Below are 20751 nucleotides of genomic sequence, written 5' to 3' on the forward strand. Positions count from 1 at the left end.
CCGAGCACTGTAATGCTCGGCTTTAATGCATCTGGGGTATCGATTTTGTCGAATCCCCCAGTTTTATACGAACGTCGCGGGGGTTAGGCTACGTTCGCTTGCTCTGATGCGATCACTTTCTGGTTTACCGTAGCTAGAACCGCTTGGATGGAAGCTGATACGATGTCGTTGTCGATCGCCACGCCGTTGTAACGTTCGCCGTCAATGTTCGCCTGAATGTAAGCAATTGCTTGAGAATCGCTACCTACTGTTAGCGCATGCTCTTGGTATTGAACGATATCTACGCGAACGTTGAAGTGAGCACTCAAAGCACTGGTGAATGCTGACAATGCGCCGTTACCTTCGCCATGCACTGAGATAACGCCATCTTTATGACTTAATTCTGCTGTCACTGTGTCACGGTCTTTTTTGCTTAGTTCGTAGTTGCCCAACGCGTAGGGTGCAGAAGAGGTCATAAAGTTCTCTTCAAACAAACGCTTCATGTCCGCAGCTTCGATTACACCGCCATCTTCTTCAGAGAGTTTTTGCACGATCGGGCTTAGCTCAACCTGCAACCAGCGTGGCAATGCCAAACCGTATTCTTGCTCAAGTGCAAAGGCAACACCGCCTTTACCTGATTGACTGTTAACTCGAATAACTTCTTGGTAGCTACGGCCGATGTCACGTGGATCAATTGGCAAGTAAGCCACATCCCAAGGTTTATCGTCCGTTTGATTCGCCAAGCACTTCTTGATTGCGTCTTGGTGAGAGCCTGAGAACGCGGTGAAGACCAATTCGCCAGCGTACGCGTGACGCGGGTGGACTGGCAATTGCGTGCACGACTGAACAACGCTAATTACGCGATCCATATCAGCAAAGTTCAATTCTGGGTCGATACCTTGGCTGTACATGTTCATAGCCATTGTTACGACACACATGTTACCAGTACGTTCACCGTTGCCTAGCAAGGTACCTTCGATACGATCTGCGCCAGCCATCATGCCTAGTTCCGCAGCGGCAACGCCACAGCCACGGTCATTGTGGGTATGCAAGCTAATGATGATGCTGTCGCGGTTTTTCACTTTGCGGCAGAAGTATTCAATTTGGTCAGCAAAACGGTTTGGAGTCGCGACTTCAACGGTTGCTGGCAGGTTGATAATGCATTTTTTTTCTGGTGTTGGTTGCCACACGTCGATGACAGCGTCACATACTTCTACGGCGAAATCGGTTTCAGTACCCGTGAAGCTCTCAGGAGAGTATTGGAATACCCACTCTGTTTCAGGATGCTTCGCAGCGTGATCTTTTACGCATTGGGCGCCGCGAACTGCGATGTCTTTGATGCCGTCTTTACCCAAGCGGAAAACTTGCTCGCGCTGAGTTTTAGACGTTGAGTTGTAAACGTGTACTACGGCTTTCTTAGCACCTTTCAACGATTCATAAGTACGTTCAATCAATTCTGGGCGTGCTTGCGTCAATACTTGGATGTAAACATCATTAGGCACTTGGTCTTCTTCAATCAACCAGCGAACAAAGTCAAAGTCCAACTGAGAAGCGGCAGGGAAGCCCACTTCAATTTCTTTGAAGCCTACATCTACTAGGAGTTTGAAAAATTCCTTCTTTTGTTCCACTGTCATTGGCTCAACCAGCGCTTGGTTGCCGTCACGTAGGTCAACACTTGCCCAAATTGGCGCTTTAGTGATTTCTTGGTCAGGCCAAGTGCGGTTTGCAATCGCAACAGGCTCGAACGGACGATATTTAGTGTGATCAAAAGAACTCATATTCTTTTCCTTCCATAAAGTAGTTAGGCGGGTAAGCCTTTGTAGAGTGCGATGCGGTTAGCATCTTTCAACACAAACAGTGTAACTAAATATTAGCGGAAAATGATTGCGTTTTAACCCCTGTTTTGCCATTGTTTTGGCATAAAATTGCTAAATTAATGGGAATGTTGAGTTGGAGTGCTTATGGAACTGAATTTGGATAGAATTGATGTTCGGATTTTGCAGGAATTACAGCAAGATTCTAGCTTAACCAATCAAGAACTGGCAGATCGGGTGGGCCTATCGCCATCACCGTGTCTTCGACGCGTAAAGGCACTTGAAGAGAGTGGCATTATAGATCGTAAAGTGACCTTATTAAAACGTTCTGAGCTGGGCTTGAAGCTTACAGCTTTTATCCAGATTAGTATGGACCGGCATACTCCAGACCGCTTTAGTGTGTTTGAAGAACAGGTGAACTCTTTTCCAGAAGTTCGCTCCTGTAATTTGGTAACGGGCCAGAACTGCGACTACTTAGTAGAAGTCGTGGTGGAGGATATGGAAAAGTATCACGACTTTTTGTTGGGGCAATTAACACGTATCCCCGGCGTAAGTGGTGTACAATCCAGCTTCCTTTTGCGGTCCGTAAAAGAAAATACATCTTTGCCTCTGGGTCACTTAATGTAGATTTCCTTACTCAGGGGTTGAAAACGCCTTATAATGCTCGCATATAGAGCATAATTTTTTGTAAGAGAGCAGTATCAATGGATCAATTAACGGTTAAACGTCGAGTAGTGATTCCAGTACGAGCTGGCGACGTCATGGCCGAGTTTATATCGTTCAATGGCGATGAAAGCGGTAAAGAGCACATTGCTATTTCCTTTGCGGGAACAACGACAGAGAAAAATGACACTCCGCTGGTACGACTACATTCTGAATGTCTGACGGGTGATGTATTCGGCTCGGGGCGTTGTGATTGCGGTGAACAATTAGATGAAGCAATCGATCGCATTAATGAAGAGGGCGGTTACATCTTATACTTGCGTCAAGAGGGACGCGGTATTGGTTTGTACGCCAAGCTCGATGCTTATGCTCTGCAGGATCAAGGCTACGACACTTATGAAGCTAATGAAATGCTGCATTTGCCTGATGATGGTCGAGATTTCGGTATTGCTGCACGTATGCTTAAGGCGTTGGGTGTTAATAAAGTGCGTTTGTTGACTAATAACCCTGATAAAGCAGAGCAACTAACTATTAATGGTATTGATGTAACTGAGTTGGTGCCAACGGCAGTGCACGTGAATCAGCACAACCGCCATTACCTAGAGGCCAAAGCGCGTCGTAAGAACCACACGTTAAAGTTCGATTAGTGTGATGGTTTAGAGGGTATGAAAAAAAGGGAGCAGATAGCTCCCTTTTTAGTGTCTTTTTATCTCTAAAATCAAGACTACTTCTTTTTCTTCGCTTTACCAGTAGTGGATTTTTTCTTAGCTACTGGCTTCTTCTTAGATTTTGATACGCTTGCTGCACGAATCTTAGTTTTAGGCTCAAGACCTTCGATTTTGCTGAAAGAGATTGGCGCCTGCATGTAGCGCTGTATCTTCTCCATCATTGGTAAGTCGTGCATATCGACTAATGAGTAACATTCACCAGGATTGCCTTCACGGGAAGCACGTCCTGCGCGGTGTACATAAGAATCTGCGCGACGAGGTAAGCGCAAGTTAATGACGGTATTAATTTCTGGTAAGTCGATACCACGAGCGGCGACGTCAGTTGCCACCAAAACCTGCAAACGACCTTTTTTCATTTGCTTCAAGTGGTCGTTACGATCACTTTGCTTCATTTCGCCATGCAAACCGTCGCAGCGTAGTCCCCATTTACGAATGCGTTGTACCCAGACATCCACGTGGTCTCGGTTGGACACAAAAACGGCCGCTTGTTGAACGCGCTCTTGGGTAAGCAAGTGTTTAAGGAGTGCTTCTTTGTGCGCGTCGTCATCGACTCGCAGTGCCACCTGTTTAATTTGGCTTGGTACGGTGCGAGGTGAGTCTGTTAATTGAATCGTCTCTGCATCTTCTCGCAATAAAGAGCGCGAGAAACGACTCATTTTTTCGCCATCAATGGTAGCGGAGAACATTAGCGTTTGATGTTCTTTTGGCAGTTGTTTGGCGAGATGTTTTACAGCGTCGATAAACCCCATATCCAGCATGCGGTCGGCTTCATCGATAACAAACATCGAGCAGTCACTAAAGTCTAGCCAGCCTTTTTCGTCTAGCTCAACAAGACGGCCTGGTGTGGCAACCAAAATATCGCATGGTTCGCTAAGTTGCTGTTGCTGCATACCGTAAGGTGTGCCGCCAACAATGACTTGTAGCTTGATTCGCGTATGAGCAATCAGTTGTTCAAATACTTGAAAAATTTGGCGTGCTAACTCTCGGCTTGGTGCGAGAATTAAAGCTTTAGGAGCTAGGCTAGATTCTTCTGCGCGGTCTAGAATGTGTTGTACTACTGGGGCTGCAAACGCCAATGTTTTGCCCGTACCGGTTGCTGCGCAAGCAAGGATGTCTTGAGCATCCATTGCAAGTGGAATGGCTTGTTCTTGGATAGGTGTAGGTTCGCTCAGCCCCATGTCTTCGATGGCTTGCGTGATGGTGAAATCCAGATCTAGTTCGGAAAAGGACATGTATGCTCTCAATTGAAACGTAAATTTGTAGGGCGATTGTACCACTGTGGGATTAATTCGGTGGATTTCTTTCATTTTATTTCGTGAATTCTTGATAGTCGTTAGACCGATTTCAGGTAATGAAATAAAATGGTGAAAATTTTAGAGGTTTTAACCATGCACTTAACGGAAGAGTTAGTGATTGCCCAGACTCAAAAATGGGTCAGTTCTTTTATCGTGGCAATGAATGTTTGCCCATTTGCTAAGCGTGAAGTGGATCGCGGCTCGGTGCGTTATGTTGTCGTCCGCTCACGCCAAGCATCAGTGGCACTTGAGGAGCTGATGGCTGAGATTAATTTCTTGGATCAAAATCCTGAAGTCGAGACAACACTAATGATCTTTCCGACCATGTTTCAAGACTTTGTCAGCTACTTGGACTTTGTGGATGATTCAGAAGAGCTGATGTATGAGCAAGAGTGTGAAGGTGTATATCAATTAGCGACTTTCCATCCTAAGTACTGCTTTTCCGGAACGGAAGAAGGCGATGTTAGTAACTACACCAATCGATCGCCTTATCCTATGCTGCACATTCTACGTGAGGCCAGTTTAGAAAAAGCGATCGACTATTATGGTGACACAGCTGGCATCCCTGAGCGCAATATAAAGCTAATGGAAGAGACTGGTCACGAAGCACTGGCTAAGCTCATGCAGCAGTGTATGGCGCAATCTTAATAGACAGTTTACTTTTACCTAGGTGCGTGTATAGTGCGCGACCTTAATGAATTCTTGGAGTCAATATGCCAACCAATATCGGACGCATGAACCGCTTACGCGTAGTTAAAGAAAAAGATTTCGGCGTCTATCTCGATGCAGATCAACTAGGTGAAATTCTATTGCCTAAACGTTATGTGCCTAAGGGCCTGCGCATCGGTGATGAGGTGGAGGTGTTTGTATACCTTGACTCTGAGGATGAGCTGATTGCAACGACGTTGGTACCTAAAGTTCAGGTAGGTGAGTTTGCAGCCTTGCGTGCGGTGTCTGTTAATCAGGTGGGTGCTTTTTTTGATTGGGGCTTAGCAAAAGATCTTCTGGTGCCTTTTGGTCAGCAAAAGAATCGTGTTGAAGAAGGGCAAACACATCTACTGTTTGTTTACCTAGATCAAATTACTAATCGCATTGTGGCAACCACTAAAGTAGATCGCCTGCTGAATCGTGATGAGCCGGATTACCGTTCTGGCGAGCAAGTGGATATCATCATTGGTGATCGCACGGACATAGGTTACAAATGTATTATTGAAAGCCGCCATTGGGGTGTATTGTTTTTCCAAGATGTTGTGGGGCGGGTTTTCAAAGGGGACAAACTTAAGGCATATATCAAGCGTGTTCGCGAAGATGGCAAGATTGACTTAAGTTTGCAGCCTACAGGCTACAAGAAAGTTACCGGCCTTCTAGAAGAGATTTTGGACTATATGGAGCAAAACGGTGGTGAAATGACTCTGACCGATAAAAGTGCGCCAGATACCATCTTTAAAACCTTCAAGGTGAGTAAAGCGACCTTTAAGAAAGCACTGGGTGCGCTTTATAAAGAGCAAAAAGTGATTTTGGGCAAAGACAAGACTGCCCTGAAGAAATAAACGCCTAATCGGTTTTTTAGGCGTTTATGAAAGTTAACTAAAAGCTCTTAGCACATGGCTAAGAGCTTTTTTTTGTGCTCTTCTAGATTCTCTTGATCATTTAATGCGGTGTAAAACGCATCTTGCAATGGCGTGGCGGTAGAGGGTGTCTCTCGATGGAAAAAGCCAGAAATGTATTCATTCTCTGTTCGGCGATGGTGTCTAACATCTTCATACATAGAAGAGCAGTTCATGGCGGTTAGCCGTGCCACATTGGCGATTCGCATACTCAGTTGCTCGCTGGTAATATCGCCAACGATGGTTTTGAATTTAAACGAATCTTCTTTCATGACGTTTGCTAGCTCTTCGATGGCAGCATCGAACAGTGGTTTAACAGGTGCTTCCAACACTTGACCGTTACGGATTGAGAAAATGGCCGTTAACGGGTTGATGACAGCATTGACGGCAAGTTTCTCAATTAATCTGCGTTCAATATTTTGGCACTGTACGTCAGGATAGGGGAATAATTCACCATATAAATTGGTGTCACTTTGATTTAATAAACCAAAGAATGAATCGCCGTTACCGGTTTTTTTAACTCGATCTGAATCCAGTTTAAGTGCACCTTCGCTAGTGATCCCAGCCCAAAGATTTTGCTGTTTCTTTAAATGCGGTATCAAGGCGTGTTGAGCACCTAGACCATTACAAAGGGTTGCAATTAAACCGCGTTTTTTGGTGTGCTTACGGACATCTAAATAAGCAGCAACTAAGTCAAATGCCTTAGTGCATAACAGTACCTTGGTGTATTTGCCTTCCAGTTGCTCTTTCGTAATGAACTCGACATCGTATTGAGTCTGTCGCTGAGATCCTTCTTCGTCCAAGTCTTCGACTGTGAGCATGCCATTTGGCACGTCGCTACGACAAAGTACTGTTACCGGTTGTTCTAACTGGCGCAATTTGCTTGCCCAAAGTAAACCGATTGCACCATTGCCGACAACTAACCACGCATCTTTTGTCATTTAAGCCTCGTATTAGAAGTTTTTTAACATTAAGCCTGCTATTATGCCGCCCCAAAGAGTAAATATCGAATGGAGGAGGCCTAAATGCCATCTTTTGACATCGTTTCCGAACTTAATTGGCACGAAGTGACTAACGCTGTAGACCAATCAAATCGCGAAGTTTCAACACGTTTTGACTTTAAAGGTGTTGACGCTAGCTTCACTGTAAAAGACAAACAGGCGGTTGTACTTGAGGCAAAAGCAGAAATGCAATTGCGTCAGATGATGGATATTCTAGGACAAAAATTGGTAAACCGCGGTATTGATTTGAAAACTTTGGATCGCGGGCCGATCGTAGAGGGTAACTTGCGCGCTACCCAAGAGATCAAGCTAAAAGAAGGTATTGATCAAGCGGAAGCGAAGAAGATCGTGAAAATGATCAAAGACAGCAAGATTAAGGTGCAAGCGCAGGTTCAAGGCGAACAGCTCCGTGTAACCGGTAAGAAACGAGATGACCTACAACAAGTGATGCAACTATTACGCGGTGCAGAGCTTGAGTTGCCCGTTCAGTTTAACAACTTCCGTGACTAAATATGATGCGATGTGAAAAGAGACACCTAGGGTGTCTCTTTTTGTATCAGCTTTTGCCCAATAATTGTCCAATGTTCCTGTTCCAGTAAGGCTTTTTGTCGTAGGTAAGCATCAGATCCTTCATTAAAACTGATACGGTGCTTGCTGTTTACAACGCGATGCCACGGAATGGTTGTTGCGATGGGGAGCTGTTTTAAAATCTGCCCGACTAGACGTGCGTAACGAGGGTTGCCCGCTTGCTTTGCAAGTTCGCCATAAGATATGACCGAGCCTGACGGCAAGTGTGCAAGAACAAATAGAACGCGATCTTTAAAGTCTTCGGTCACTTGATTCATTCAAAAACATCCCTAAATAATCACTGATACAATCTGACATTAAGAAGGTTACCATGCGATTTGCATTATTGCTTTTGATATTAATTCCTGTGGTTGAGCTGACAGTGTTGATCCAAGTTGGATCAAAAATTGGTAGCTTGACGACTATTGCTCTTGTCTTCCTTACTGCCATTGTGGGTCTAACGTTGATTCGCCGACAAGGCTTTGAAACAACTCGTAAAGCCCAAGAGAAAATGCGTCGGGGCGAACTGCCCGCGTCAGAAATGGCAGAGGGCTTTATGTTGGCATTTGCTGGTGTGTGTCTGTTGATTCCAGGCTTTGTTACCGATGCACTCGGTGCGCTGCTATTGATCACGCCATTACGTCGCAGTGTGGCGACCATGGTTTCGCTGGACTTCATGAAGAAGCGCATGAATATGCGTGCTCATTGGAGTTATCGTGATCGCAATGGAAATTCATCTCAAGGTGACATTATTGAAGGTGAGTACCGTCCTGAATCAGAAAAAAATGATCATATTGAGAAAAAATAGTTAGAACTTGCCCTTGAAATAAAATAGGGCAACCACATAAATGAACTCGATAACGAATCCCACCAGAAGAGTGGGGCTAATCCGGCCAGGGGATTCCTGGTATTGATTAACTTTGGAGATATAGATCAATGAATATTCGTCCTTTGCACGATCGCGTTGTTGTTCGCCGTAAAGAAGAAGAGACAACTACAGCGTCTGGTATTGTTCTACCAGGGTCTGCAACTGAGAAACCAACTCAGGGTGAAGTTTTGGCTGTGGGCACGGGTCGTATTCAATCTAATGGTGAAGTCCAAGAACTAGCTGTTAAGGTTGGTGATACTGTGTTGTTCGGTCAGTATTCAGGTCAAGCCGTTAAACTTAACGGTCAAGAGCTACTTATCATGAAAGAAGACGAAATTTACGGCGTAATCGAAGCCTAAGTCTTGTTCAGATTAATCAACGATTAGCAAATTAATAAAATTTAGGATTAGAGAAAATGGCTAAAGAAGTAAAATTCTCAGACAGCGCTCGCCAAAAAATGCTTAAAGGCGTTAACGTCCTTGCTGATGCTGTAAAAGTAACGCTAGGTCCAAAAGGTCGTAACGTAGTCATCGAAAAATCTTTCGGTGCGCCTCTAGTGACTAAAGACGGCGTAACAGTAGCGAAAGAAATCGAACTTGAAGACCGTTTTGAGAACATGGGTGCTCAAATGGTTAAAGAAGTTTCTTCACAAGCAAACGATGTTGCGGGTGATGGTACGACAACGGCAACGGTACTGGCTCAAGCGCTAGTAACAGAAGGCTTGAAAGCGGTTGCAGCGGGTCGTAACCCAATGGATCTAAAACGCGGTATTGATAAAGCAGCTGAAGCAGTTGTTGCTGAAATCGCTCGTTTATCTACTCCTTGTACGGATACTCGCGCGATTGAGCAAGTAGGTACAATCTCTGCTAACTCTGATGTTTCAGTAGGTAAAATCATCGCTGAAGCAATGGAGCGCGTAGGTAAAGAAGGCGTTATCACAGTAGAAGAAGGCTCTGGCTTCGAAGACGAGTTAGCTGTTGTAGAAGGTATGCAGTTTGACCGTGGTTACCTATCTCCATACTTCATCAACAATCAAGAAACAATGAGCGCGGAATTAGAAAACCCGTTCATCCTATTGGTTGACAAGAAAATCTCTAACATCCGTGATCTTCTACCAACACTAGAAGCAGCAGCGAAATCTTCGCGTCCTCTTCTAATTATCTCTGAAGACGTGGAAGGCGAAGCACTTGCAACACTAGTAGTTAACTCTATGCGTGGCGTTGTTAAAGTTGCTGCGGCGAAGGCGCCAGGTTTTGGTGACCGTCGTAAAGCAATGCTACAAGACATCGCAATCCTGACGGGTGCGCAAGTGATCTCTGAAGAAGTTGGCTTGTCTCTTGAAGGCGTAACAATCGACATGCTTGGTACTGCTAAGCGCGTTACACTAACGAAAGAAAACACAACAATCGTTGATGGCGCGGGTGATAACGCTTCTATCACTGCTCGTGTTGAACAGATTCGTGCTGAAATGGCAAACTCAACGTCTGATTACGACAAAGAGAAACTACAAGAGCGTGTTGCAAAACTTGCTGGTGGTGTTGGCGTAATTAAGATCGGTGCAGCAACTGAAGTAGCGATGAAAGAGAAGAAAGCTCGTGTAGACGACGCACTTCACGCAACTCGTGCAGCGGTTGAAGAAGGTGTTGTTGCAGGTGGTGGTGTTGCACTAGTTCGTGCACTGACTAAGCTTGGTGAGCTTCGTGGCGACAACGAAGATCAAAACGTTGGTATCACACTTGCGCTTCGTGCAATGGAAGCGCCAATGCGTCAGATCGTTTCTAACGCAGGTGACGAAGCTTCTGTAGTCGTAGACAAAGTTAAGCAAGGCGAAGGTAACTTCGGTTACAACGCTGCGACAGGTGTTTACGGCGACATGATCGAAATGGGTATCCTTGACCCAGCGAAAGTGACTCGTTCAGCTCTACAGGCTGCGGCATCGGTTGCTGGTCTAATGATTACCACTGAAGCTATGATTGCTGACCTGCCACAAGAAGGTGGCGCATCTATGCCTGATATGGGCGGCATGGGTGGAATGGGCGGCATGATGTGATCTCTTTGATCTCATCAAGTCACTGATTTTCAAAGTATTTATCAAAAAGCCTTGCTAGATTAGCAAGGCTTTTTTTATATTTCAATGTTTGTAAATGGTATTGAATCTCATTATTATTCGTGGTTTGTTTTATCGTTTAAATAAGGGATTTATGTGAGTGCAAGTGCGCCAGTTTTAAGTAGGTTAATGTTGTTGGAGATGATTCAGGCTGGGCGGTTTGGGGTGGAATATCAGCCCATCGTGAAGCTATCTAGCAATGAAGTGATTGGTTACGAGGCGTTATCGAGGTTTTATACTCATTTGGGGGAGTCTCTGCGCCCGGACTTAGTTTATGCCTCATTGCATGAAAACCCCATCACACTGTTTCAAGTTGAGTATGCGCAAAAAGAATTGCAGTTGGCCGAGCGTCCATCAGGACAATTGTTTGTTAATTTGGATCAAGACGCTTTTTTTGCTGTAGGTGCGGAAGCACACAATAATCCCTTTATCGAATTAATTCGCTGTCAAGATAATGTCGTTGTAGAGCTGATTGAAAATTCAGAAATCAACGATGCAATTATGAGTTTATCAATGATAGAAGCCTTTGATGCGCTAGGGATTGAAACAGCGTTGGATGATCTGTGCCATCCACATTCAATGATTTCTGTTTCGGTATTGCAGCTTGTGAAATGGGTTAAATTAGATCGATGCGTGCTTCGTATGGTGAAGAACCCAGTATTTATGGCGTTTGTTCGACAAATGATAGGGTTTGCACGGGCGACTAATAAGAAGATTGTGTTGGAAGGTATTGAAACGGAAGCTGATCTAGAGGTGGCCCGACAGTTAGAGGTGGACTATGTCCAAGGCTTTTTATATCGGCCGCAATTTATTAATAAGTTGCCATAATGTTGGCAAACTCTGATATCGGCCAAACCATTGATTCTAAAGCTATTGATAAATGATGACCTCTATTAGATACTTGGTCAGTACTTGTCGTCAGTTTTTAACAAGAAAGGGAAGCTTATGCTCAAAAAAACGCTGATTAGTTTGGCTGTCTCCAGCGCGTTGTACATGTCCCACGTAAACGCTTTGGAACTGGGCGAGCTGACTTCCCGATCGCAATTCGACGAGCCCTATCGTGGCCGTATTCAACTGACTGACGCTGAAGGTCTAGTGCCAAATGATATCTCTATCCGCCTCGGCTCGGAAAGTGAGTTTCGTCAAGCGGGGGTAATGCTCAGCAGCGTTTTATCTCAGCTGAGCTTTTTAGTAGTAAGAGAAAATGGTCAGTTAGCTGTTCAAGTTCAATCCCAACAGCCCTTGAAGGTAGATCAGTTAAACTTCGTGCTTGCTGCTCAGTGGCCAAATGGGCAAGTGGTTCGAGAGTATCGAGCGCCATTGAACCAATCAGCCCTAGTAGAAAAGGCACAGCCTGAAGTAGTTCAATCCGTTACTCCCCCATCCCCTGATAGCAGTAATCAAGTTTTTCGAGAGCAAGCACTCCAAGCCGATAAAATGGCGAGCCGAGGTGAGCTACGAGTTAATAAAGGCAACACGCTTTGGGCCATTGCAGGTTCAAACCGTACCAATAATCAGCTAACTATTTACCAGACAATGATGGCGATTCAGGCTCTTAACAAAGAGGCCTTTTATGCCAACAATATTAACTTATTGCGTGAAGGTGCTGTACTGCGTCTGCCGACTAAAGAGCAGATTGCGCTGTTTAATCGTGCTACATCGGAACAAGAGTTTGAACGCCAGCATGCGGCCTGGATGGCTTTGAAACAGGCTGGAAAAATCGATGATGTCGTGTCGCAAGAGCAAATGAATACCCAAGCTCAAAGTAATGCTAAGCCTGCGCCTAAAACTGCTACCGGTGATAAATTAATGTTGGCCTCAGGTCAAAATGTTCTCCCGGAGAAGAACGCGAGTTCCAATGAAGCGGATACTCAGCGTATTAGTCAATTAGAAAGTGAGCTATCTGCCACCAATGAATTGCTTGATAAAGAAACCCGAGAAAAAGCTGAGCTTAATGACAAACTAAGTGAGTTAAACGAGCAGCTTGCTACATTAGAGCGCTTGATTTCACTGAAAGATCAGCAAATGGCTGAACTTCAGCGGCAGTTTACTAGTGCTCAGCAGGCAATGCAGGAGCAGAAAAATACAGTTGACCAATTACTGGAAGCAGATCAATTGCGACGTGAGCAGCAAGCAGCTGAAGAAGAATCTTGGTCAAACAAAATCTTTGGTAATCCAATTGTGCTGTCAGTAACAGGCGTAGTGTTGCTGTTACTGGGTTTGTTGATCGGCATGCTGATAAAGCGATCAGGACGAAATAAAGCGGGTAAAGAAAAATCAGGCAGTGGGGCTGATGAATTTGATTTAGCACCAGTTGCTGCTGCCGCTGCGGTGCCAGCAGCTGCCGCTGTTGCAGCAGAGTCTTCTTTTGAATCAACTTCTTTTTCAGAAGAAGTAGAGGAGCCGATTGAAGAAGAGGATCCATTTGCTTTTGACTTTGAAGTGGACGTACCGGAAGAAGAGAGCTTTGATGGCTTTGATGCCTCCATTGCATCTAGTGAAGTGACTGCAGATGAAAGTGATGCATTTGCAGAATTTAATGTGCCTGAACTAGACGATGTCGCCGAAGAAAATAACTTCGAAGACGCTTTGGGGGCAGAGATGGATGAATTTGCTGATGACGAAAGCAGCGAAGAGTCAGATGATCCATTTGCAGAATTTGAGGTAGAAGACACTAACCTAGATGCATTTGATACCCCAATTGAAGAGGAAATGACGGTTGAGGATCCGGATGATCTATTGGATGCTTTCGGTGCTGACGCGTTTACTGAAGATACTTTGCCAGAAGACACTGGCTTTGATCTAGAGGAAACTCTGGGTGAGCTTGATGTGGTGGATGATGCGCCGGTAGAAAATGAGCCTGCTCAAGCAGAAGAAACTGCTGATTACTCAGAAGAAGAGTCTTTTGTTAATAGTCTACTGACTGATGCAGAGGATCAAGCTGATGTGGATGAGTCATCTGTGTTTGATGCTGAGCCTGATGCTGCATTGGCTGATAGCATTGATGAAGTGTTGGCAGAGGCTCTTGAAGAAGATGACTTTGGTGGTCTCGAAATTCCTGAATTTGGTGAAGATCAAGCTGCAGAAGACATGGAGGGTGCTGAAGACGATGATGAAGAGCCTATTGATTTCTTTGATGCCAGTGGTGATGAAGTTGCTACGAAATTAGATTTGGCTCGTGCCTATATGGATATGGGTGATGAAGAGGGCGCACGTGTTATACTTGAGGACGTTATCAATTCTGGCAATCAAAGCCAGGTTGCAGAAGCCAGTAGTATGATGGAGCGAATGTTCCCAAGTGAGTAAACAAAAAGTAGCCCTAGTCGTTGAATACGACGGGGCAGCCTATAAAGGGTGGCAAGCTCAAAAGTTTGATGTTGCCACTGTTCAAGAGTGTCTCGAAGTAGCCCTTTCCAAAATTGCCAATCATCCTGTCACGGTTATTTGTGCAGGACGTACTGATGCGGGTGTTCACGCCAGTGCTCAGGTAGTCCATTTTGAAACGGATTCACATCGTCCGTTACGTGCTTGGACGTTGGGGGTGAATACCCATCTTCCGCCAGATATTTCAGTAAAAGCCGCCGCATATGTAGCCGATGACTTTCATGCCCGTTTTAGTGCAGTGAGTCGCCGCTATCGTTATGTCATTTATCAGTCTGAGTATCGTCCTGCAGTGATGGGTAAAGGTGTGACCTGGACCTATAAAGAGCTAGATATTAAGGCTATGCAGGCTGCTTGTCAGTATTTCAAAGGTACACATGACTTCACCTCATTTCGTGCCGTCGGTTGCCAAGCCAAAAGCCCTGTCCGCACTATTTTAAATTTCTCTGTCGATCATTTTGGGCAGTACATTGTTTTGGATGTGCGTGCCAATGCCTTTTTACATCATATGATCCGTAATTTTGCCGGTGTATTAATGACCATTGGGGCTGGTGAGCAACCGGTGGAGTGGGCTAAACAAGTATTAGAGGCAAAAGATCGTGCGCAAGGTGGTATAACAGCGCCTCCTTTTGGTTTGTACTTCGTGGATGCTGAATATCCTAAAGAATTTGGTGTTCCTAAGCCTCCTTTAGGTCCTCATTTTTTACCTTTCAAAGAGGAGCCAGCCTATGAATTGCCGCGTTAAAATCTGTGGTATTACCAATCTTGATGATGCAATGCAGGCATCAAATGCTGGCGCTGATGCGTTAGGCTTTGTTTTTTATGAAAAAAGCCCAAGATATGTCACACCAAAGACTGCCAATGACATCATTGCTCAGTTGCCTCCATTTATCACCCCAGTAGCGTTATTTGTTGATGCCGATGACCAATTGGTTCAATCGGTCATTGCTGGGAGTCCACGTTGGGTGCTTCAATTTCATGGGGAAGAATCGCCAGAGCAGTGCCTCCAATATGGACAGCCATACTTTAAGGCGATTCGAATGAAGTCTGATGTTGATCTATTGTTAGAGGCTGAGCGATACGACACAGCGACGGCGATCTTGTTGGACGCTTACAAGCCAGGTGTACCTGGCGGTACAGGTGAAACCTTTGATTGGCATTTGATCCCAAGCAATTTACCTAAGCCGCTGATACTTGCTGGTGGTTTGACAGTCGAAAATATTCACCATGCTGTTGCCAGCGTTCAGCCTTATGCTGTGGACGTCAGTGGCGGTGTAGAAAAAGAAAAAGGGAAGAAAGATCCCTTGAAAGTGACTCAATTTATTAACGGAGCTAAGCGTGGATAAGTCTAAAATCTCCTTAAATTTGCCGGATGAACATGGGCGTTTTGGCCAGTTTGGCGGTGTCTTTGTTTCCGAAACGCTTATGTCAGCCCTAGAAGATCTAGCTGAAGTATATGAAACCCTATCAAAGGATCCAGCGTTTCAAGCGGCTTTTGATAAGGACTTGGTTCATTACGTTGGTCGTCCTTCTCCGCTTTATTTTGCAGAGCGACTCACGCAGAGCGTGGGTGGTGCAAAGATCTATCTAAAGCGTGAAGATCTAAACCATACAGGCGCGCACAAGATCAATAACACTATTGGTCAGGCGTTGCTTGCTAAGCATATGGGGAAGCCGAATATTATTGCTGAAACGGGTGCGGGTCAGCATGGTGTAGCATCTGCGACGGTTGCCGCTCGTCTTGGTTTGAAGTGTAAGGTGTTCATGGGCTCAGAAGATATTCGTCGCCAGAAGCTGAACGTATACCGCATGAAGCTTTTGGGGGCTGAGGTGATTCCAGTTGAGTCTGGTACGAAGACTCTTAAAGATGCATTGAACGAAGCTATGCGTTACTGGGTTAGTAATGTCGATGACACTTTCTACATTATTGGGACCGCTGCGGGTCCGCATCCATACCCTAAACTAGTGCGTGATTTCCAGGCTGTGATTGGTCGTGAAACCAAGGCGCAATGTTTGGAGCAAGAAGGTCGGCTGCCTGATGCAGTGGTGGCATGTGTTGGTGGTGGCTCAAACGCGATTGGTATGTTCTACCCATTTATTCAAGATGAAATTGTTGAAATGTACGGTGTGGAAGCGGGTGGCGACGGTATTGAAACAGGGCGTCATGCTGCACCGTTATCGGCTGGTCGCCCTGGGGTGTTGCACGGTAACCGTACTTATGTGATGGCCGACGATGATGGTCAAATTTTGGGTACGCATTCTATTTCTGCAGGTCTTGACTACCCGGGTGTTGGTCCAGAGCATTCTTGGTTGAAAGATATTGGTCGGGCTAACTATGTGGCGATCAATGATGATGAAGCCATGCACGGCTTCCGTGAGCTGACTCGTCTTGAGGGAATTATGCCGGCTTTGGAGTCAAGCCATGCAATTGCCTACGGAATGAAACTAGCCGCTACTATGGATAAAGATAAGATCGTTGTAATCAACGTATCGGGTCGTGGTGATAAAGACATCCACACGGTTGCAGAAATTGATGGTTTGGAGATGTAACCATGAGCCGTATACAACAATGTTTTGAGCAATTAAAAGCGGACAATAAAAAGGCGCTGATCCCATACATTACAGCAGGAGATCCAACACCAGCTTATACTGTTGAGTTGATGCATGCTTTGGTGGAATCTGGCGCAGATGTGCTTGAGATTGGTATGCCTTTTTCTGATCCGATGGCCGATGGCCCAGTCATCCAATTGGCTTGTGAGCGTGCCCTGGCGGCGGGTACCACAATCCGTAAGGTGCTTGAGATCGTGAAAGAGTTTCGTACATTAAATCAACAGACGCCTGTTGTTTTAATGGGCTATTTGAACCCAATAGAGTTCTTTGGTTACCAAGCATTCTCAGATGCCGCAAAAGAAGCCGGAGTTGATGGCATTTTATTAGTAGATTTGACTCCTGAAGAAGCAACAGATGTAGTAGAATGCTTCCGTAGCAATGATATTGATTTGATATATCTTTTGTCACCAACAACGACTGATGCGCGAGCTAAGAAAATTTGTGACTTAGCATCGGGTTACGTTTATTACGTTTCTGTAAAAGGTGTAACCGGTTCTGCGTCATTGGATGTAGACAGTGTGGCAACCCATGTTGAATCATTGCGAAAAATTACAGACCTACCGATTGGTGTTGGCTTCGGTATTCGTGATGCGCAAACAGCGCGCGCGGTGAGTCAATGTTCAGACGGTGTTATCGTCGGTAGTGTTTTGGTGAATGCCATCGCCCAAGAGAAGGGCAGTACACAAGATCAGGTTGCTGATGCATTACGCGCTATTTTGTCGCCGATGCGTTCGGAAATGGATAAATAAGCCGTAGGCGTCAGTTCGTTATTATTTTGGAGAGTTAAATGAGCAGTTGGCTAGATAAATTTGTTCCTTCGATTATGCGTAGTGAGCAGAAGCGCGCGCAGCAAGGTGGCGTACCAGAAGGTCTTTGGAAAAAATGTCCAAAGTGCGACAACGTGCTATATCGCCCAGAGCTTGAAAAAAACCTAGATGTTTGCCCTAAGTGTGAGCATCACATGCGTGTGACTGCACGCCGTCGTCTGGATATTTTCTTGGATAAAGAAGGTCGCGCTGAGATTGCTGCTCAGCTTGAGCCAGAAGACAAACTAAAGTTTAAAGATTCTAAGAAATACAAAGACCGTTTAGTATCAGCGCAAAAAGCTACCGGCGAAAAAGATGCGTTAGTTGCTATGGAAGGTACTCTTAATGGTATGCCTGTTGTTGCGGTAGCCTTTGAGTTCAACTTCCTTGGCGGTTCAATGGGTTCAATCGTAGGTGAGAAGTTTGTTCAGGCGGTTAACGTATGTCTTGAAAAACGCATTCCTCTGATCTGCTTTTCCGCTTCCGGCGGTGCGCGTATGCAAGAAGCGTTGATCTCTCTAATGCAGATGGCGAAAACCAGTGCCGCACTTGAGCGCATGAAGCAACAGGGTATTCCTTACATTTCTGCGATGACCGATCCTGTGTTTGGTGGTGTGTCAGCTTCTTTGGCAATGTTAGGCGATCTAAATGTGGCAGAGCCAAATGCTTTGATCGGCTTTGCTGGTCCGCGAGTTATTGAACAGACAGTACGCGAGAAGCTTCCTGAAGGTTTCCAGCGTTCTGAGTTTCTACTGGACAAGGGTGCGTTAGACATGATCATTCCACGTCATGAAATGCGTGACCGCCTGCATAACATTCTATCGATTTTGACTCACAAAGCAGCGTAATTGAATGTCCGCAAAATCTCTTTCAGAATGGCTCTCATATATTGAGAGCCAACACCCTTCAGAAATCGAACTAGGTCTTGAACGAGGCCTATCCGTTTTAGAAAAGCTTAATTTAGGCCGACCAAAAGTCAAAGTTATTACCGTAGCAGGTACTAATGGTAAAGGTTCTACCTGTACTATGCTGACCCGCTATTTAGTAGACGCTGGCTATAAAGTGGGAACCTACACCTCACCGCATTTTCTGCGCTTCAACGAACGTGTGTTGATCGATGGCGTAGAGTGTTCTGACGCACAGTTAGTAGAAGCCTTTGAGGTTATTGAAGAGGTTCGTGGTGACACACCGCTGACTTATTTTGAGTTTTCAACGTTGGCGGCGCTTTGGGTCTATGATCGCCTAGGGCTTGATTACTGGGTGCTTGAAGTAGGTCTAGGTGGTCGCTTGGACTCTGTTAACATGGTCGATACTGATTTAGCTGTAATCACGTCAATTGCACTGGATCATATGGATTGGCTAGGGGACTCGATCGAAGGCATTGGGCGTGAAAAAGCGGGCATTGCTCGTGCTGGTAAACCGGTAGTTAGTGGGGTAGTTAATCCTCCGCAATCAATCGCAGATGTCGCAGCGCAGACGGGTTCTCCTCTACTGCAAAAGAATGTTGATTTCAGCTTCACTTGCTATGACTCTTATTGGGATTGGCAAGGTCTTGAGCGATCTTTTGATGGATTACCGATACCCAAACTACCGATGGAAAATGCAGCGACGGTAATTGCTGCATTGTTACAACTGGATATTGAGGTGTCTCGAGAAAGCCTAGTATCTATGTTTGAAAAGGCGACCTTAATGGGACGCTTTCAGCAAGTTGCAACCACCCCAACATTATACATCGATGTAGCGCATAACCCAGAAGCGGCAGGGCAATTGAAGCAACAAGTGGCGCGCTTGAACACGCAGGCGATTGCTGTTTGTGGCATGCTGAAAGACAAAGACATTGGCAGTGTGATGTCGATCCTTAAAGACACTTTCTCTGAATGGCATTTTATCGATTTGCCGGGACCTCGTGGCGCTAAAGCTGCGGAGTTGGCAAAGTTCGTCAGTGAATCTCACTGCTATGACAATATCAGTGATGCGCTGGATGCAGCGAAGCAAGCAGCCTTAGCGCAATCTGCGACAGTCATTGTATTCGGTTCGTTTGTGACGGTGTCAGAATTTCTGTCAATTCAATAAGTGAAAGGTAAGGCTCATGTTGGATACTAAGTCGAAATATCGTTTGATTGGAGCGGGGTTGTTAATTGCTTCATCGGCTGTACTTTTGCCATTGGTTCTAGATGGTGAGCGTCCTGAAGAGCTTAATGTACAAATTTCTGTGCCTGAAAGACCGACTTTTCCTGAAGTGGCGATTGCTCCTGTTCAGCCAGTGGCGGAATTAGAAGAGCGCTCTTCAGTGCAGGAAGAGGAGCTGGATGTGAACAGCATTGAGTTGATCAATATTGAGTCTGAACAGCAGCCTAAGACGCAAGCTCCAACTCAGTCGCAGACGGTAGTTAAAGCACCTGAGCCGATTAAGACTGAGCCAACACCTAAACCAGTTGAAGTGAAGCGCGAGCTGGCTCCAGTTGGTGAGCGTTGGACATTACAGGTCGCGACTTTCGGTCAGCAAGACAATGCAACACGGACGCTGAAAAAGTTACAAGATGCAGGTTACCCTGCTTATGTAATGAGCTCTAATTCTCTCTATAAAGTGTTTGTTGGTCCTGAGCTAAAACGTGAAGCATCAGAACTGATGAAAGACAAAGTACTAAAAGAATTTAAGCTCAGTGGAATAGTTGTGAAATATTCACCTAATTCGTAATAGTTACTTGTTGAAAGCTTGGAATAAAGCGAGCTTTTGGTAAACTGCGCAGCATTAATTAAGAGGTAAGCGTGGAGCACATTCAATCGATTAGCACGTTAGATTGGGTCATTATTGCGGTGGTTGCGATTTCAACTCTTATTAGCTTGAAACGTGGTTTTGTAAAAGAAGTCATGTCTTTGGTTACTTGGGTGGTAGCATTTATCGTCGCCGTGAAGTTTACGGGACCTCTGCAAACGTTATTGATTGATCAGGTTCAAAACGATCAAATTCGTTATGTCGTTGCTTTTATTGCGCTCTTTATCGCGACTCTAGTTATTGGGGCGCTGATTAGTTTTACCCTCGGTTCATTGATTCAAGCAACCGGTTTAAGCAGTACTGATCGCGTTATTGGTATGTTATTTGGTTTTGTTCGAGGTGCTTTGGTTGTGGTGGCATTTGTCTCATTATTGAGCCTTAGCCCTGCAATTGAGAAAAGCGAGATGTGGAAGTCATCCCAGCTCGTACCGCAGCTCGTTATATTAAAAGATTGGGTACGTGACATGTTAGGCAAAGGAGGCGAGGCATTTGACTCGCCCCTTATAGAGCGTACTTTAAACAGTTAATCGCATTCTATGCGAAGTTATA

At 45.3% G+C, this 20751-nt stretch carries 22 protein-coding genes; 18 read left to right on the forward strand and 4 right to left on the reverse strand.

Translation table 11 applies throughout. From position 1 onward, the window contains the following. Positions 1 to 83: 83 nt before the first annotated feature. Positions 84 to 1757: a 2-isopropylmalate synthase gene (leuA, locus tag ASC49_RS06080; protein ID WP_055462337.1), complete on the reverse strand. Its 1674-nt coding sequence runs from the start codon at positions 1755 to 1757 to the stop codon at positions 84 to 86. 189 nt (positions 1758 to 1946) lie between these two features. On the opposite strand from leuA, the gene ASC49_RS06085 reads away from it, so the two are divergent. Together ASC49_RS06085 and ribA are read left to right on the forward strand one after the other, a co-directional pair. Then, a complete protein-coding gene (locus ASC49_RS06085; protein WP_211262025.1) occupies positions 1947 to 2420 on the forward strand; it encodes an Lrp/AsnC family transcriptional regulator in 474 nt (157 codons plus the stop codon). 77 nt (positions 2421 to 2497) lie between these two features. After that, positions 2498 to 3103, forward strand: coding sequence for a GTP cyclohydrolase II (ribA, locus tag ASC49_RS06090; protein ID WP_055462339.1), 606 nt, complete (start codon positions 2498 to 2500; stop codon positions 3101 to 3103). A gap of 77 nt (positions 3104 to 3180) precedes the next feature. Here ribA and ASC49_RS06095 read toward each other — a convergent pair whose 3' ends face one another. Beyond that, the gene (locus tag ASC49_RS06095; RefSeq protein ID WP_055462340.1) at positions 3181 to 4416 is read right to left on the reverse strand and encodes a DEAD/DEAH box helicase; all 1236 of its coding nucleotides are present in this window, start codon (positions 4414 to 4416) and stop codon (positions 3181 to 3183) included. 156 nt (positions 4417 to 4572) lie between these two features. Between ASC49_RS06095 and ASC49_RS06100 the strand changes: the two genes are divergently transcribed. Both ASC49_RS06100 and ASC49_RS06105 read left to right on the forward strand, forming a co-directional pair. Further along, positions 4573 to 5127 (forward strand): DUF1415 domain-containing protein, encoded by a 555-nt coding sequence (locus tag ASC49_RS06100; RefSeq protein ID WP_055462533.1) that lies wholly within the window; start codon positions 4573 to 4575, stop codon positions 5125 to 5127. 65 nt (positions 5128 to 5192) lie between these two features. Continuing rightward, on the forward strand, positions 5193 to 6029 hold the full coding sequence (locus tag ASC49_RS06105) for a CvfB family protein (protein ID WP_055462341.1): 837 nt from the start codon (positions 5193 to 5195) through the stop codon (positions 6027 to 6029). A gap of 47 nt (positions 6030 to 6076) precedes the next feature. Here the strand turns inward: ASC49_RS06105 and ASC49_RS06110 are convergent, their stop codons facing one another. Beyond that, entirely contained in the window at positions 6077 to 7027 is a 951-nt protein-coding gene (locus ASC49_RS06110) for a ketopantoate reductase family protein (RefSeq protein ID WP_055462342.1), read from the reverse strand. An 84-nt stretch (positions 7028 to 7111) separates the two neighbouring features. On the opposite strand from ASC49_RS06110, the gene ASC49_RS06115 reads away from it, so the two are divergent. Continuing rightward, the gene (locus ASC49_RS06115) at positions 7112 to 7597 is read left to right on the forward strand and encodes a YajQ family cyclic di-GMP-binding protein (RefSeq protein ID WP_055462343.1); all 486 of its coding nucleotides are present in this window, start codon (positions 7112 to 7114) and stop codon (positions 7595 to 7597) included. A 26-nt stretch (positions 7598 to 7623) separates the two neighbouring features. On the opposite strand, the gene ASC49_RS06120 is transcribed toward ASC49_RS06115, so the two are convergent. Beyond that, positions 7624 to 7932, reverse strand: a complete 309-nt coding sequence (locus ASC49_RS06120; protein WP_055462344.1) for an MGMT family protein — start codon at positions 7930 to 7932, stop codon at positions 7624 to 7626. A gap of 53 nt (positions 7933 to 7985) precedes the next feature. Between ASC49_RS06120 and ASC49_RS06125 the strand changes: the two genes are divergently transcribed. From ASC49_RS06125 to ASC49_RS06185, 13 genes are all read left to right on the forward strand, one after another. Beyond that, positions 7986 to 8462, forward strand: coding sequence for an FxsA family protein (locus ASC49_RS06125; RefSeq protein WP_055462345.1), 477 nt, complete (start codon positions 7986 to 7988; stop codon positions 8460 to 8462). Positions 8463 to 8590: 128 nt separating this feature from the next. Next, positions 8591 to 8881, forward strand: coding sequence for a co-chaperone GroES (locus tag ASC49_RS06130; protein WP_055462346.1), 291 nt, complete (start codon positions 8591 to 8593; stop codon positions 8879 to 8881). 56 nt (positions 8882 to 8937) lie between these two features. Further along, a complete protein-coding gene (groL, locus tag ASC49_RS06135; RefSeq protein ID WP_055462347.1) occupies positions 8938 to 10572 on the forward strand; it encodes a chaperonin GroEL in 1635 nt (544 codons plus the stop codon). A gap of 153 nt (positions 10573 to 10725) precedes the next feature. Then, on the forward strand, positions 10726 to 11457 hold the full coding sequence (locus ASC49_RS06140; protein WP_245624651.1) for an EAL domain-containing protein: 732 nt from the start codon (positions 10726 to 10728) through the stop codon (positions 11455 to 11457). A 117-nt stretch (positions 11458 to 11574) separates the two neighbouring features. After that, positions 11575 to 13935, forward strand: coding sequence for a FimV/HubP family polar landmark protein (locus tag ASC49_RS06145; RefSeq protein ID WP_055462349.1), 2361 nt, complete (start codon positions 11575 to 11577; stop codon positions 13933 to 13935). Then, positions 13928 to 14755, forward strand: coding sequence for a tRNA pseudouridine(38-40) synthase TruA (gene truA / locus ASC49_RS06150; protein WP_055462350.1), 828 nt, complete (start codon positions 13928 to 13930; stop codon positions 14753 to 14755). The genes ASC49_RS06145 and truA overlap by 8 nt, the downstream gene beginning before the upstream one ends. Further along, the gene (locus ASC49_RS06155; protein WP_055462351.1) at positions 14739 to 15356 is read left to right on the forward strand and encodes a phosphoribosylanthranilate isomerase; all 618 of its coding nucleotides are present in this window, start codon (positions 14739 to 14741) and stop codon (positions 15354 to 15356) included. The genes truA and ASC49_RS06155 overlap by 17 nt, the downstream gene beginning before the upstream one ends. Beyond that, positions 15349 to 16560, forward strand: coding sequence for a tryptophan synthase subunit beta (gene trpB / locus ASC49_RS06160; RefSeq protein ID WP_055462352.1), 1212 nt, complete (start codon positions 15349 to 15351; stop codon positions 16558 to 16560). The genes ASC49_RS06155 and trpB overlap by 8 nt, the downstream gene beginning before the upstream one ends. Positions 16561 to 16562: 2 nt before the next feature. Next, complete coding sequence (gene trpA, locus ASC49_RS06165) at positions 16563 to 17369, forward strand: tryptophan synthase subunit alpha (RefSeq protein ID WP_055462353.1); 807 nt, start codon at positions 16563 to 16565, stop codon at positions 17367 to 17369. Between the two features lie 38 nt (positions 17370 to 17407). Beyond that, positions 17408 to 18274: an acetyl-CoA carboxylase, carboxyltransferase subunit beta gene (gene accD / locus ASC49_RS06170; RefSeq protein WP_055462354.1), complete on the forward strand. Its 867-nt coding sequence runs from the start codon at positions 17408 to 17410 to the stop codon at positions 18272 to 18274. Positions 18275 to 18278: 4 nt separating this feature from the next. Beyond that, positions 18279 to 19499: a bifunctional tetrahydrofolate synthase/dihydrofolate synthase gene (gene folC / locus ASC49_RS06175; protein WP_055462355.1), complete on the forward strand. Its 1221-nt coding sequence runs from the start codon at positions 18279 to 18281 to the stop codon at positions 19497 to 19499. 16 nt (positions 19500 to 19515) lie between these two features. Next, positions 19516 to 20124, forward strand: coding sequence for an SPOR domain-containing protein (locus tag ASC49_RS06180; RefSeq protein ID WP_055462356.1), 609 nt, complete (start codon positions 19516 to 19518; stop codon positions 20122 to 20124). A gap of 71 nt (positions 20125 to 20195) precedes the next feature. Then, the gene (locus ASC49_RS06185; protein ID WP_055462357.1) at positions 20196 to 20729 is read left to right on the forward strand and encodes a CvpA family protein; all 534 of its coding nucleotides are present in this window, start codon (positions 20196 to 20198) and stop codon (positions 20727 to 20729) included. Positions 20730 to 20751 lie beyond the last annotated feature (22 nt).

It is taken from the genome of Marinomonas fungiae (genome assembly GCF_001418205.1).
GTDB classification, from domain to species: domain Bacteria; phylum Pseudomonadota; class Gammaproteobacteria; order Pseudomonadales; family Marinomonadaceae; genus Marinomonas; species Marinomonas fungiae.

Bases quoted from the DNA above. Each gene is read 5' to 3' on its own strand.
- leuA (WP_055462337.1), bottom strand. From the start codon at position 1,757: ATGAGTTCTTTTGATCACACTAAATATCGTCCGTTCGAGCCTGTTGCG.
- ribA (WP_055462339.1), top strand. From the start codon at position 2,498: ATGGATCAATTAACGGTTAAACGTCGAGTAGTGATTCCAGTACGAGCT.
- ASC49_RS06095 (WP_055462340.1), bottom strand. From the start codon at position 4,416: ATGTCCTTTTCCGAACTAGATCTGGATTTCACCATCACGCAAGCCATC.
- ASC49_RS06100 (WP_055462533.1), top strand. From the start codon at position 4,573: ATGCACTTAACGGAAGAGTTAGTGATTGCCCAGACTCAAAAATGGGTC.
- ASC49_RS06105 (WP_055462341.1), top strand. From the start codon at position 5,193: ATGCCAACCAATATCGGACGCATGAACCGCTTACGCGTAGTTAAAGAA.
- ASC49_RS06110 (WP_055462342.1), bottom strand. From the start codon at position 7,027: ATGACAAAAGATGCGTGGTTAGTTGTCGGCAATGGTGCAATCGGTTTA.
- ASC49_RS06115 (WP_055462343.1), top strand. From the start codon at position 7,112: ATGCCATCTTTTGACATCGTTTCCGAACTTAATTGGCACGAAGTGACT.
- ASC49_RS06120 (WP_055462344.1), bottom strand. From the start codon at position 7,932: ATGAATCAAGTGACCGAAGACTTTAAAGATCGCGTTCTATTTGTTCTT.
- ASC49_RS06125 (WP_055462345.1), top strand. From the start codon at position 7,986: ATGCGATTTGCATTATTGCTTTTGATATTAATTCCTGTGGTTGAGCTG.
- ASC49_RS06130 (WP_055462346.1), top strand. From the start codon at position 8,591: ATGAATATTCGTCCTTTGCACGATCGCGTTGTTGTTCGCCGTAAAGAA.
- groL (WP_055462347.1), top strand. From the start codon at position 8,938: ATGGCTAAAGAAGTAAAATTCTCAGACAGCGCTCGCCAAAAAATGCTT.
- ASC49_RS06145 (WP_055462349.1), top strand. From the start codon at position 11,575: ATGCTCAAAAAAACGCTGATTAGTTTGGCTGTCTCCAGCGCGTTGTAC.
- ASC49_RS06155 (WP_055462351.1), top strand. From the start codon at position 14,739: ATGAATTGCCGCGTTAAAATCTGTGGTATTACCAATCTTGATGATGCA.
- trpA (WP_055462353.1), top strand. From the start codon at position 16,563: ATGAGCCGTATACAACAATGTTTTGAGCAATTAAAAGCGGACAATAAA.
- accD (WP_055462354.1), top strand. From the start codon at position 17,408: ATGAGCAGTTGGCTAGATAAATTTGTTCCTTCGATTATGCGTAGTGAG.
- folC (WP_055462355.1), top strand. From the start codon at position 18,279: ATGTCCGCAAAATCTCTTTCAGAATGGCTCTCATATATTGAGAGCCAA.
- ASC49_RS06180 (WP_055462356.1), top strand. From the start codon at position 19,516: ATGTTGGATACTAAGTCGAAATATCGTTTGATTGGAGCGGGGTTGTTA.